The organism is Micromonospora sp. DSM 45708 (genome assembly GCF_039566955.1).
Classification (GTDB): Bacteria; Actinomycetota; Actinomycetes; order Mycobacteriales; family Micromonosporaceae; genus Micromonospora.
The window spans coordinates 2,100,739-2,113,831 of record NZ_CP154796.1; the positions used below are offsets into that span (position 1 = coordinate 2,100,739).

Consider the following 13,093-nt stretch of genomic DNA (forward strand, 5'->3'; position numbering starts at 1 on the left):
CCGGTGAGGTTCGGCATCCTGCTCGACCACCAGTACACCCCCGGCGACGACCTGCGCCGGCGGGTCGACGAGACGGTCGAGTACGTCCAGCACGTCCGCGACCTGGGCTACGACTCCGTCTTCGGGATCCACCACTACCTGTCCTCGCTGCGCACCCCGCAGCCGCTGCCGCTGCTGAGCCGGCTCATCGACCACTCCGGGACGATGCAGCTCGGCACCGGGATCCTGATCCTGCCGCTGGGCCACCCGGTGCACTGGGCCGAGGAGATCGCCACCATCGACCAGATGTCCGGCGGCCGGTTCGTGCTCGGCATCGGCTCCGGCTACCGCGACGTCGAGTTCGCGTCGTTCGGCATCGAGCGGCGTACCCGGATCTCGCGGATGAACGAGGCCCTCGCGGTGATGCAGCGGTTGTGGACCGGGGAGACGGTCCACCACGAGGGCCGGCACTTCCGGCTCGACGGGGTGCGGTGCAGCGTGCTGCCGGTGCAGCGCCCGCACCCGCCGGTCTGGGTGGGCGCGAACGGCCCGGCGGGCATCGCCCGGATCGCCCGGCAGGGGCTGCCCTGGCTGGCCCCGTCGAACGTGCGGCGCAACTGGGCGGTCGGCAACCTGGCCGACTACCGCGAGCAGCGCCGGGCCGCCGGCTTCGACGAGGAGGGGGCGGTCTTCCCGATCCACCGCGACCTGTGCGTCGCGGACTCGTTCGACGACGCGTACGCGGTGGCCGGGGACGCGGTCCGTCGCTCCTACGGCGAGTACGTCCAGTACGGCATGGACTTCTTCGAGTCACAGTGGGACGCGATCAAGGAGAAGGCGTTGTTCTTCGGCTCGCCCGACGACATCGCGGCGAAGATCCAGGACTTCGCGGACGCCGGCTACAACCACTTCGTCTTCCGGGCGCAGTGGCTCGGCCTGCCGATCGAGCGGTCGATCGAGATCGTCGAGCGGTTCGCCCGCGAGGTCATGCCGAGGTTCCGCGGATGAGGATCGGACACGTGATCGTCCCCGCCGACGACCTGGACGCCCAACTCGACTTCTACACCCGTCTCGGCCTGACGGTGCGGTTCCGCGACGGCGACCGGTACGCCGCGGTCACCGACGGCACCGTGACCATCGGCCTGGCCGACGCCTCACAACAGCCCGTCGCCGGCCGGACCCTGCTCAGCGTCCAGGTCGACGACCTGGACGCCTGCGTCGCAGGGCTGGTCGCGGCCGGCGCCACCGCCGCCGCGCCGGTGACCGGGCCGCACGAGCGGCGGGCGCTGGTCGTCGACCCGGGCGGTAATCCGCTGGTCGTCTACGAGCGACGGACCTGACCCCACCCGGCGGCGTGGTCGGGCGGTCCGCGTCCGGCCGGCGTCGCCCTGACCTCCCACCCGGCACCGGGTGGCGGAAGGACACCGCATGACCGTCAGCGAGGCACTTCTCGGCCGGACCGTCGCCGTGCTCGGCGGCACCGGCCCGCAGGGGCGTGGGCTGGCCCGTCGCTTCGCCGCGGCCGGGCTCGACGTGGTGCTGGGCTCGCGTGCCGCCGACCGCGCGGCGGAGACGGCCGCGGCGTTGCCCGGCCGCGTGCGGGGCCTGTCGAACGCCGACGCGGCGGTCGCCGGCGACATCGTCGTGGTCGCCGTGCCGTGGGCCGGCCACGCCGAACTGCTCACCGAACTCGCCCCCGCGCTGGTCGGGAAGATCGTGGTCGACTGCGTGAACCCGTTGGGCTTCGACAAGCAGGGTCCCTACGCGCTCGACGTCCCGGCGGGCTCCGCGGCCCAGCAGGCCGCCACGATCCTGGTCGGGGCACGGGTCGTCGGCGCGTTCCACCACGTCTCCGCCGTGATCCTGGAGGATCCCTCCCTCGACACCGTCGACACCGACGTCCTCGTGCTCGGTGACGACCGAGAGGCCACCGACCTGGTCCAGGACCTCGCCGCCGTGATTCCCGGCGTGCGCGGCGTCTACGGCGGCCGGCTGCGCAACGCGCGCCAGGTCGAGGCGTTCACCGCCAACCTCATCTCGGTCAACCGGCGCTACCGGGCCCATGCGGGCCTGCGTGTCACCGACGTGTGACCTGCGGCAGAAGGAGCACGCCTGATGGAGCTCGCCCGTACCGCCGCGATCGTCACCGGCGCCGCGTCCGGCCTGGGCGCGGCCACGGCCGCCGCGTTGGCCGCCGCCGGTGCCACCGTGCACGGCTTCGACCTCGGACCGGCCGTCGCCGCCGTCCGTGACGCGCCGGCCGGCGTACGGTACGCCGACGTCGACGTGTGCGACCCGGCCGCGGTCCGCGCGGCGGTGGACCGCGCGGCCGGTGGCGGGGAACCGCTGCGGACCGTGGTGAACTGCGCCGGCATCGCCCCGTCACAGCGGATCCTCGGCCGGCGGGGCGCCCACGACCTGGACCTGTTCGCCCGGGTCGTCCAGGTCAACCTGATCGGCACGTTCACCGTGCTGACGCTGGCCGCGGAGCGCATCGCGGAGACCACGCCCGACCGGCACGGGCAGCGGGGCGTGATCGTGAACACCGCGTCGGTCGCCGCCTACGAGGGCCAGGTCGGTCAGGCGGCGTACGCGTCGTCCAAGGGAGGCGTGGTGGCACTCACCCTGCCCGCCGCCCGCGACCTCGCCCAGCAGGGCATCCGGGTGATGACGATCGCGCCGGGCATCATGCTGACGCCGATGATGCGGACCGTCTCGCCGGAGTTCCGGGCCGGGCTGGGCGCCGGAGTGCCGTTCCCGAGCCGGCTCGGCGAGCCCGGCGAACACGCCGCTCTCGTGCTGTCCATCATCGGCAACGACTACCTCAACGGCGAGGTGATCCGCCTCGACGGCGCGTTGCGCATGTCTCCCCGCTGAGCCCAGGTCTGCCGCCGCCCGTCACGCACGGCCCGGCGTGCCGCCTGCCGACGCCGGACCCCCCAGCCGATCGGCTGGGGGGTCCGGCGCGCGCGGGTCAGGTCAACGGCACCTGGCGGGCGAGCGCGGCGCCGCCGCTTTCGAAGGCGGCCAGGACGGCGCTGGGCGTGCCACCGGTCACCGGCACCAGGACGGTGACCGGGTGCCCGGGGCGTAGCTGCACCGTGCGCTCACCGAGCGACCGGTCCCCGTCGGAGGTGTGCAGGTACGCCGTGCCGGCGCGGTCGGCCTGGACGGTCACCCGCACGCCACCGGCCACCTGTCGCTGGCCGGTCAGTCGCAGCGCCCGTTCCGGCAGTCGGGCCACGGCGGCCGGTGCGACGCCGTCCACCGCCGACTGGGCGATGGTCTGCGCGCTGTGCACGCTGCGCGCGGCGGTGTCCGGGAAGACGGGGGCGGTGGGCTGGCGGGACGCCGGGGTGAGGCCGGGCAGGGTGACCAGTCCGTACCGGTACGGGTCGGCCCGGACGCCGGTGAACGTGGACCAGCCCAGCCGGGACTGGGAGCTGAGGTCCTGGGTGTCCGAGTCGTAGACCAGCACGTTGAAGCCCATCCGCGACGGGTCGATCGCGTCGGGCAGCACCGCGAACGGGATGCGGGCCTCGATCGTGTAACCGGTGTACGGCGCGGTCACCTTGCTGACCACGGTCATCCCGGGGGCGGTCGTGGCACCCGGTCCCTGCCGGTTGTCGGCGTCCCGCTGCCAGCACGGCGGGTCACCGTTGGCGGGGTCGTCGGTGACCGGGAAGATGCCCGCCTTGAACACGGTCGAGGTGTCCGACGAGTTCCCCTTCGGGTCGACGATGATCTCGACGCTGTCGGTACGCCGCTGCCGCTTGCAGTCCTGGGGCACCACCTTCTTGCCGAGGACGTCGTCGGTGACCTGGACGAAGACGACGAGGGAGTCCTCGGTCCAGGCGATCCGCCCGGTGGCCGAGGCGTCCTGCGGGGTGGTGGCCTGTCCCTCCCAGATGCGGGAGAGGTCCAGTTCCTCGCCGGGGTACTCGCCGGGGCTGGCCACCCCGTCGACGGAGTGGTCCTGCCCGGCGCGCGGGACCACACTGGTCGGCACGATCTCCAGGGCGCCGGTCTCCACGGTGCTGCCGGTGCCGCTGGTGGTGGTGATGGTGATTCCGTAGTCGCCGCCGTCGCCGCCCTCGTTGGCGGTCGGCAGGCCGGCGTTGCTGTTGGTGACGGTGAAGGTGACCGCGCCGGTGGCGCCCGGCGCCAGGTCGGTGTAGCTCTTCGTCGCCGCGTCCGCCGTGAAACCGGCCGGCAGGCCGAGGGTGACGGCGCCGCTCTGCGGCGTCCGGCCGTGGTTGCGCAGGTCGACCCGGACGGTCCGGCTCTTGCCGGAGCCGATGGTCAGCACCGGCTTGATCAGGGTGTCCAACTGCGGGTAGCCGCTGTCGCCGGCCCAGCTGCGGAACAGTCCGACCTCGGGCAGCGGCTCCAGGGTGCCGCGCACGTCGGCGACCACCCGGACGGCGCGGTCCGTACGGCCGGTGCCCCGGCCGGTGGTGAGCGACGCGCCGAGCAGGTGCTGGACGTTGGTGTCGCTGCCGGCGGGGACGGTCACGGTGAAGGTGGCCGTACGCTCCTTGCCGGCCGGGACGGCGCCGCGTAGCGCGCCGGAACCGGTGGCGGTCCAGCCCTCGGGCAGTCGCAGCGCGACCCGGGGCGCGGTCAGCGCCCGGTCACGGGGCGCCCGTACGTGCGCGGTGACCTCGACGCTCTGCCCGGGGGCGAGGTCGAACCGGTCGGCGGTCAGCTGGAACTCGGTGCCGCGGGGCAGCCCGCCGGCGGCCGGGGGCAGCACCGAGCCGCGCAGGATCGCCTCGGGTGAGGTGTCCGACGGGTCGTACGGGACGCGGCTGTCGACCAGGGTGTAGAAGTCGCAGCGGATCGCGGCGGGGTCGGTGGGGGCGGCGGCGGTGTTCGCCCAGCCCTGGGTGACGTACTCCCGGCGGGCCTCGACCTCGATCTCGGCCCAGGTCCGGCCGTCGGCGGCGCGAGCGCCCTCCCAGACGCCGAACACCTGATCGGTGGGGACCGCCGGGACGAAGCTGGAGGCGCACTGCGGCCCGGCCGACGAGGTGCCGCTGCCGCCGGTACGCAGCAGCTTCGCCGCCCGGAACGGCGCGAGCCCTTCCCGGGTGAGCTGCTCGGGGAAGGCGGTGGGGTCGGCGGCGGCGTGGAACGCCTCGGCGGCGAACCGGGCGGCCTGCTGGTGGTTGCCGTGGTTGCCGGGGGTGGGGGACGGGTTCATCGTCATCAGGATCTCGGGCCGGGTCTGCCGGATCACCCGGACGATCTGGCCCAGCGTCTCGTCGTGTCCCCAGATCTGTTCCGACAGGGGCGCCGAGGCCGTGTACCAGAAGTCGACGCGGTCGAGGTTGTAGAGATTCTCCACCCCGGCCTTGCCGATCGCGGTGCGCTCCTCGCGCTCCCGGATGATGCCCAGCGGCGGTCCCTCCTCCAGGCCGACGGCGTTGCCTCCGCCCTCACCGCGGGTGATCGTGACGACGCCGGCCTTGGCGCCGTACCTCTCCTTCCACTGGCCGAGGGTGGCGAGGCTGCCGGCCTCGTCGTCGGGGTGCGCGCTGACGAAGAGGACGTCCAGGTCGACCGCGTCGGCCGGGCGGTTGGTGGTGGGTGCGGCGTGGGCGACGACCGGTGTCCCGGACAGGGCCAGGGCGAGCGCCGTGGGTAGCAGGAACGCCTTGATGCGCATGCAGATCCTTTCGTGGTGCGACGTCCGCGCAGCGGCCGGCGACGTCGGGCACGGCTGCGCCGACGTCGGGTCGCGGGTGGACCGTAAGTGGGGCCGCCAGAGGCGGCAGGCATGGAGTAGAGGCGTGGGACGGGTGCCAGCAGCACGGCGGTCCGTACACACTGGAAGGCCTTCGCCGGTGACGCTAGGGACCGGCGCGGTGGCGCGTCAATGCTTTGCAAAGACTTTCTTAATTTCCAGAAGAAAACAAGTAGACGCCCCTGGGGGCCTCCAGACGGGAGGAGTGGGGTCTGGCTGACGGACCGTCATGGTGGGCGTCGGCCACGTTTTTGCTGGGCAATACGCGTGGGGGGTGGGAAGCATCAGCCGTTCGGCTACTTGACTCGTTAATTCGTTCGCCGTATGAAATAACCATGACTGACGTGGTGGAGCGGGATCGGCTACCGCGCCCGACCGACCGACGTACGAGCCCGGAACGGCTCGCGGGCGTGGCCCCTCACGGACTCGCCGGACCCGGTCGGCGGCGCGCGAAGGCGTCGAGCTTGCCCCAGCGGCCGGGAATGTCCAGCAGGGTGATCCGCTCGAAGGCGGGCGGGAGCGCCGGGGTGGTGGCGAGGTGGTCCTCGTGGGGCTCCATGCCCAGCATGGTGCGCAGCAGGAGCAGCGACGCGCCGCTGGACCAGGCCTGCGGGCTGCCGGCGGTCGGGTAGCGGACCGGATACCGGGTGGTCCGGCGGTCGAAGCCGCCGAACGCCTCGGGCAGGCGGCCCTCGAAGAAGCCCGCTGCCTCGATGATGCCTTCGGCGATGCGGCCCGCCTCCTCGGTCAGGCCGTACCGACGCAGGCCCCAGGCGATGAACGAGTTGTCGAACGGCCACACGGTCCCGGTGTGGTAGCCCAGCGGGTTGTAGCGGCTCTGCCCCTCGGCCAGCGTGCGGACACCCCAGCCGGAGAACAGCGCGGGACTCATCAGGAGTTCGGCGACCCGGCCGGCGCGCTCCGGCGGGACGATGCCACTCCACAGGAGATGTCCGATGTTGGAGGTCAGGCTGTCCACCGGCGTGCCGTCGCCGTCGAGCGCGAGGGCGTAGTAGCCGCGGTCCTCCAGCCAGAAGTCGCGGTTGAACCGGTCGTACAACGCCGCCGCCTGGTTCTCCAGGTGCTCGGCCAGGGCCGGGTCGTGCCAGAAGGTACGCGCCAGCCGGGCCGCGCGGATCCTGGCGTCGTAGGCGTAACCCTGGGTCTCACACGTCGAACGGGGGAAACCCGGGAGCCGGCCGTCGGCGTAGGTGATGCTGTCCCACGAGTCCTTCCAGCACTGGTTGTCCAAGCCGGTGGAGCGGTTGCGGCGTTCGTACGAGACGTAGCCGGCGCCGGTGAGGTCGGCGTGCTGGTCCAGCCAGTCGAGCGCGGCGCGCGCCTCCTGTTCCAGCTCGCGGACGAGGTCCGCGTCACCGCTCCACCGCTCGTACTCGTCGAGCAGCACCAGGAACAGCGGGGTGGCGTCCACGGTGCCGTAGTACGGCGAGTGGGGTTGCTCCTCGAAGGCCGCTGACTCGCCGTAGCGCAGCTCGTGCAGGATCCGGCCGGGATCCTCCTCCAGCACGTCGTCGGTGCGCGCGCCCTGAAGCGAGGCCAGGATCCGCAGGGTGGCCGGTGCCAGGGACGGTGTGAACGGCAGCGCCTGCAGACAGGTGAGCAGACTGTCCCGGCCGAACAGGGTCATGAACCAGGGCAGCCCGGCGGCCGGCACGGTGGCGCCGCCGAGTGAGAGCGGCGCGAACCGCAACGCCGCCAGGTCCACCAGACTGCGTTGGTAGACCTGGCGCAGCACCGGGCTGTCGGTGTCCAGGGTCGGAGCCGCCGCCACCCAGGCACGTACGCTGTCGGGCAGGGTCGACGCGTCGGGCCGGTGGACCCGGAGCCCGGCCCGCAGGTCGACGCCGTCGGGTCGCGGCGCTCTCATCTCGGCCCTCACCTCGACCGTCCAACTGGATCCGGCGTCCAGCCGGACCGGGAAGTCGAGGTGCTCCGGGGTGAAGGTCGCCGGCTGGCTGGCCGTGAGGACGACCTCCCGTTGGAAGGTGGCACGGCGATAGCCCAGCCGTAGCTCGTCGGGGGTGACGTGCGCGTAGCGTTCGCCCACCTTCGCGTCGGCAGCGAACTTGATCTCGAAGATGTCGGCGAAGTCGGCGGCCACCTCTAGACGCACCGCGAGGTCGAGGTCCGACTCGCCGTAGTTGAAGACGGTGACGGTCTCGACCAGGTCGGCGCCGATGCGGCGTCGTCGGATCGCGGACACGTCCGCCTGGACGTAGTCCATCCGGCCGCCGGGCACGAGGAAGAACGCCACCTCGAAGTACTGGCTGTCGTCCACCGAGAGGGCGGTCATCCGCTCGCCGTCGATGGTGAGCACCCACCGGGACAGGTAGCGCGAGTCGGCGGTGAACAGGCCCACCGGCGCGGCCGACGAGGCCTCGATGTCCCCACTGCTGTCGGAGACGACGAACGTGTTCCCGTCGATGCAGGACACGGTGCCCGGCACGTCCCTCACGCGGCGCCTCCACCCTGCCGGCCGGCCGCCGTCACGGGCGCGGGGAACAGCCGTCCGATCCGCAGTGCCAGCGCGAGGTCACCGTCGACCATGATCTCGCCCCGGGCGATCGCCGCCAGCCCGTTCATCCCGCCGGCCACCATCGCCACGGCGGTCTGTTCGGAGAGGGTGATGACCGTGGTGGCGGGGCCGTCGTCCTCGGTGACCCGCAGCCGCCCGTGGTCGATGTCGAGCCGCCGGTGGCGTACCCCTCGGTCGTCGCGGATGTCGAACCGCACGCTGCCGCTGACCTTGACGAGCCGCTCGTCGGAGCCGTTGCGACCCAGACCGTCGAAGAAGGCGTCGATCGACGTCACCCGGACCTCCTCGCTGCCACCGGTGCCTGGCCGGCGTCGGCTACCCGCCCCGGGCTGGCTCTAACACCGGGCACGCCGTCGGAGCGGGCGGAAACCACGCACATGGAGCGATCTGCGGAACCCGTCCATCCCGCCCGGGCCGTCCCGTCCCGGTCGCGGGGGTCGAGGACACCGAGGCGGTTCCGTGCCTCTCAGGGCGCCCAGGGTGTCGTGATGTTCCAGGTGCTGTCCGCGGCCCACAGCGCGGGTGAGTTCCACACCTCGCCGCCCGTGCCGTTGCTCAGCCAGACCTCGGCGTTGTAGTGCCGCAGGTACCTGCCGCGGAAGTTGTAGGACTCCAACGAAATCCCGCTCCCGGTGACCCCGACCCGGGCGCACCAGGTCGCATCCGCGCGCAGCAGCGCCGAGCCGTCGTTCGGCGAGTTGCGCACGCGCGAGTCCTGGTGCCGGAGGAACTGCCCGGGGAAGTTGACCGACTCGAACGAATAGCACGCCGCGTCGGCCAGACCTGCCCGGACCGTGTAGGTCGCGTCGTTCCTGAGCAACGCCGAGCTGTTCCCGTCCACGACCTCGGTGTAGGCGAGGCCGTCCCGATGCCGCAGGAACCGGTTGGTGAGCCCGGGAGTCGTCACCTGTAGGGAACGCCGGGTGTTCAGTGGCAGCGCCACCGGCGCCGAGCTGCCGATGGATCTCGACGCGTCGATGAGGGACAGGTTGGCGGCGCGTACCCGGGCCTGGTCCATCTTGACCACCTGCCGGTCGTAGGTGAGGAATCCGTTCAGCTCACCCTCCTGGTCGGCGATCTCGGTGTAGACCGAGGCGCTCAGCCCCTTGCCGAGCATCAGGTTCTGCGTGCCCTGCACCAGGCCGACGTAGCGGTCGGTCAGCGCGGTGGAGTCCGGTTGCCACTCGTACGCGAAGAAGTTCCCGTTCGGGCTCCACTCGTGTCCGGGCGCGCGCAGGCCCAGGCCGCCGAACTCGCCGAGCACGGCGATCCGGCTGCTCGACGGCACCGGCGAGTCCGGACCCAGATAGACGTGCCAGTCGTTGATGTCGCCGTTGCCCGGATCGCCCAACGACTGACAGCAGTTGTATCCGCTGTGCGCGTTGACCAGCCGGGTCGGGTCCTGGTTCTTCACGTTCCCGGCGACCCGGCGCGTGTCGGCCAGCGCACGCTCCCCCCATCCCTCGTTGTAGACGGTGTAGGTCACGACGGCCGGCGAGCTGCGATGCTCGTCCACGATCTCGCGGGTCTCGGCTTCGAGCTGCGCCTGCTGCGCGTCGGTCGCGTTGATGTCCTGCGCGGTCAGTGACGGGATGTCCTGCCACACCAGCAGACCGAGCCGGTCGGCGTGGTAGAACCAGCGCTGCGGTTCGACCTTGATGTGCTTGCGCACCATGTTGAAGCCGAGGTCCTTGTGTTTCTGCAGGTCGAAGGCGAGCGCCGCGTCGGTGGGTGCGGTGTAGAGCCCGTCCGGCCAGAACCCCTGGTCCAGCGTGCCGGTCTGGAAGACGAACTGGCCGTTGAGCATGGGCCGCAGAACACCGTTGACCACGCCGGTGCTGATCTCGCGCATGCCGAAGTAGTGCGTGGTCCGGTCGACCTGACCGCCCGCGGCATTGCGCAGGGTGATGCGCAGGTTGTAGAGGAACGGGTCGTCGGGGGACCAGCGACGGGCGCTCGGCACGGGCACCTTGAACTCGGCGAAGCCGCCGGTGGCGGAGCCGACCACGGTGGTGCCGTTGAGCGCTTCGGCCAGGACCTGGTGACCGGTGACGTCCCCGCGCGTGAAGACCCGGACGCGGAGGGTGTTGTCGGCCAGGCTCGGGTAGAGGTCGACGCTGCTGATCGACGCCGTCGGCACCGGTTCCAACCACACCGTCTGCCAGATGCCCGAGCTCGGCGTGTAGAAGATCCCACCGGGCTGCCTGGTCTGCTTGCCGATCGGCGGCAGACTGCCGTTCTGCCGGCTGTCCGTCGGGTCCCACACCTTCACCACGATCTCGTTCGCGCCGCTCCGCAACCGCGCGGTGACATCGAAGGTGAAGGCGTCGTAGCCGCCGGTGTGACCACCGACCGCGGCGCCGTTGACCCAGACGGTGGTCTGCCAGTCGACGGCGCCGAAGTGGAGCAGCACCCGGCGTCCGCCCCAGCTCTCGGGCACCGTCACGGCCCGCCGGTAGAACAGGTAGTTGCGGCTGTCGCCGGCAGCGCGGCGCACCCCGGACAGTGCGCTCTCCACCGGGAACGGCACGTTGACCCGCTCGGGCAGATCGGTGTCGAACGGTGGGGCGTCGTCGGTGGCGGATTGGCGTAGCTGCCATTCGCCGTTCAGGTTGAGCCACTCCGGCCGGGTCATCTGCGGTCGCGGGTAGTCCGGCAGCGGCACGCCGTCGAGGGCCTGGGCGGTCCAGGGGGTGGTCAGCGGCGGGCTCTTGGCCGGCACGGCGCGCGCCGGCGCGGCCGGCGTGGTGAGCAGGCCGGCGACCAGGGTGAGAACGGCCAGGAGGGGTGCGGCGAGGCGGACGGGATCGGGACGTGTCATGCCGTCTCCATCGGACGGGCCGTCAGGGCCGAGCTGCGCCGCCGGCGGCTGGCGGGTGTCCGGCGGCCGATCAGGTCAGGTCGGTCCCGACGTCGCTGCCGTCTGTATGACGTTATAGAGCCCTGACGGACAACCCGTCAATCCTCATCCATCGATATGTCGCATCGCGTCAACCGTCGGGCCGGCAAGCCGTTCCCAGGTGCTCGGGGGAGTGAGGCAAACCGTGGCGGTGCGGCAAGGCGACGGCGCCGCACCCCTGGACAACTTCAGTTAACAAACCTAATAATTAGCCTCCCGTCGATACCCCTCGGGCGGGCACCTCTCGGGAGGACCGGATGGCGCGCAGATTCCGAACACCGTTCCTGGCCGCCCTGGCGGCCCTGGTCACCGCCGCCGCGGCGACCCTGACCCTCGCCGATCCGGCCCTGGCCGCCGGTCCGACGGCCACGTTCACCAAGACCTCCGACTGGGGCACCGGCTGGGAGGGCCGTTACACCATCACCAACGGCGGGTCGAGCACGATCACCGGCTGGCAGGTCGCCGTCACGCTTCCGGCGGGCACCACCCTCGGCTCGTACTGGGACGCCACGGTCACCAGCGTCGGACAGCGGCACACCTTCACCAACCGCTCCTGGAACGGCACGCTGGCCCCCGGCGCGTCGGTGTCGTTCGGCTTCCTGGCCACCGGCTCCGGCTCGCCCGTCGACTGCACACTCAACGGCGCGCCGTGCGGGGGTGGCGCACCCCCCACCACGACACCGCCCACCACCGCCCCGCCCACGACACCGCCACCGACCACGACACCGCCCACCACCGTGCCGCCGACAACCCCGCCGCCCACCAGTCCGCCGAACACCGGGCTGCCGAAGCATGCCCTGATCGGCTACCTGCACGCCAGCTTCGCCAACGGCGCCGGGTACCTGCGGATGGCCGACGTGCCCGCGGACTGGGACGTCATCAACCTCGCCTTCGGCGAGCCCACCTCCGTCACCTCCGGCGACATCCGCTTCCAGCTCTGCCCGGTCGCCGAGTGCCCCACCGTGGAGACCGAGGCCCAGTTCGTCGCCGCGATCCGCGCCAAGCAACAGCAGGGCAAGAAGGTGCTGCTGTCCATCGGGGGCCAGAACGGACAGGTGCAACTCACCACGACCGCCGCCCGGGACACGTTCGTCCGCTCGGTGTCGGCGATCATCGACCGGTACGGCCTCGACGGCCTGGACATCGACTTCGAGGGCCACTCCCTCTACCTCGACACCGGCGACACCGACTTCCGCAACCCGACCACGCCGGTCGTGGTGAACCTGATCTCGGCGATCCGCACCCTCAAGCAGCGCTACGGCAGCGGCTTCGTGCTCACCATGGCCCCGGAGACGTTCTTCGTGCAGCTCGGCTACCAGTTCTACGGCTCCGGCCCGTGGGGCGGCCAGGACCCCAGGGCCGGGTCCTACCTGCCGGTGATCCACGCGCTACGCGACATCCTCACCGTCCTGCACGTCCAGGACTACAACTCCGGCCCCATCGTCGGGCTCGACGGCCAGTACCACACGATGGGCAGCGCCGACTTCCACATCGCGATGACGGACATGCTGCTGGCCGGCTTCCCCGTCGCCGGGAACGCCAACGCCGTCTTCCCCGCGCTGCGCGAGGACCAGGTCGCGTTCGGCGCACCCTCCTCCACCAGCGCCGGCAACGGCTACCTCGCCCCCGCCGGCGTGCAACAGGCGGTCACCTGCCTCGTTCGAGGCCAGAACTGCGGCGGATACAGCCCCCGCAGCGGCACCAACCCCTCCTTCCGGGGCCTGATGACCTGGTCCATCAACTGGGACCGGTACTACTCCTGGGAGTTCCGGCTCAACCACGGCCCGTTCCTCAAGGCGCTGCCCTGACCCGACGGTGCCCGACCCTCGACGACCCCCTGGCACTCCTCGGTCAGAAATTCAAGATGGTCTAACTCTGGACCTTTACTGTTAACACTCCTAATAATTGG

9 protein-coding genes are annotated in these 13,093 nt (G+C 71.5%); 5 read left to right on the plus strand and 4 right to left on the minus strand.

Annotated features, from left to right (window positions below; genetic code table 11):
• Positions 1–3: 3 nt before the first annotated feature.
• The 4 genes from VKK44_RS09525 (at position 4) to VKK44_RS09540 (ending at position 2,856) form a co-directional block, all read left to right on the plus strand.
• On the plus strand, positions 4–987 hold the full coding sequence (locus VKK44_RS09525) for an LLM class flavin-dependent oxidoreductase (protein WP_343446499.1): 984 nt from the start codon (positions 4–6) through the stop codon (positions 985–987).
• Entirely contained in the window at positions 984–1,319 is a 336-nt protein-coding gene (locus VKK44_RS09530; RefSeq protein ID WP_343446500.1) for a VOC family protein, read from the plus strand. The genes VKK44_RS09525 and VKK44_RS09530 overlap by 4 nt, the downstream gene beginning before the upstream one ends.
• An 88-nt stretch (positions 1,320–1,407) precedes the next feature.
• The gene (gene npdG / locus VKK44_RS09535; RefSeq protein WP_343446501.1) at positions 1,408–2,070 is read left to right on the plus strand and encodes an NADPH-dependent F420 reductase; all 663 of its coding nucleotides are present in this window, start codon (positions 1,408–1,410) and stop codon (positions 2,068–2,070) included.
• 24 nt (positions 2,071–2,094) lie between these two features.
• Positions 2,095–2,856 carry an SDR family NAD(P)-dependent oxidoreductase gene (locus VKK44_RS09540; protein ID WP_343446502.1) on the plus strand — a complete coding sequence of 254 codons (762 nt, stop codon included), beginning with the start codon at positions 2,095–2,097 and terminating at the stop codon, positions 2,854–2,856.
• A 97-nt stretch (positions 2,857–2,953) separates the two neighbouring features.
• Here the strand turns inward: VKK44_RS09540 and VKK44_RS09545 are convergent, their stop codons facing one another.
• The 4 genes from VKK44_RS09545 to VKK44_RS09560 all read right to left on the minus strand — a co-directional run bounded on the left by VKK44_RS09545 (position 2,954) and on the right by VKK44_RS09560 (position 11,106).
• Positions 2,954–5,650, minus strand: a complete 2,697-nt coding sequence (locus tag VKK44_RS09545; protein WP_343446503.1) for a sugar-binding protein — start codon at positions 5,648–5,650, stop codon at positions 2,954–2,956.
• A gap of 496 nt (positions 5,651–6,146) precedes the next feature.
• The gene (locus VKK44_RS09550) at positions 6,147–8,195 is read right to left on the minus strand and encodes an amylo-alpha-1,6-glucosidase (RefSeq protein WP_343447726.1); all 2,049 of its coding nucleotides are present in this window, start codon (positions 8,193–8,195) and stop codon (positions 6,147–6,149) included.
• A gap of 5 nt (positions 8,196–8,200) precedes the next feature.
• Entirely contained in the window at positions 8,201–8,560 is a 360-nt protein-coding gene (locus VKK44_RS09555) for an SCP2 sterol-binding domain-containing protein (protein ID WP_343446505.1), read from the minus strand.
• 191 nt (positions 8,561–8,751) lie between these two features.
• The gene (locus VKK44_RS09560) at positions 8,752–11,106 is read right to left on the minus strand and encodes an AbfB domain-containing protein (RefSeq protein WP_343446507.1); all 2,355 of its coding nucleotides are present in this window, start codon (positions 11,104–11,106) and stop codon (positions 8,752–8,754) included.
• A gap of 335 nt (positions 11,107–11,441) precedes the next feature.
• Here VKK44_RS09560 and VKK44_RS09565 point away from each other — a divergent pair, with 335 nt between their 5' ends.
• Positions 11,442–12,992: a chitinase gene (locus VKK44_RS09565; protein ID WP_343446509.1), complete on the plus strand. Its 1,551-nt coding sequence runs from the start codon at positions 11,442–11,444 to the stop codon at positions 12,990–12,992.
• Positions 12,993–13,093 lie beyond the last annotated feature (101 nt).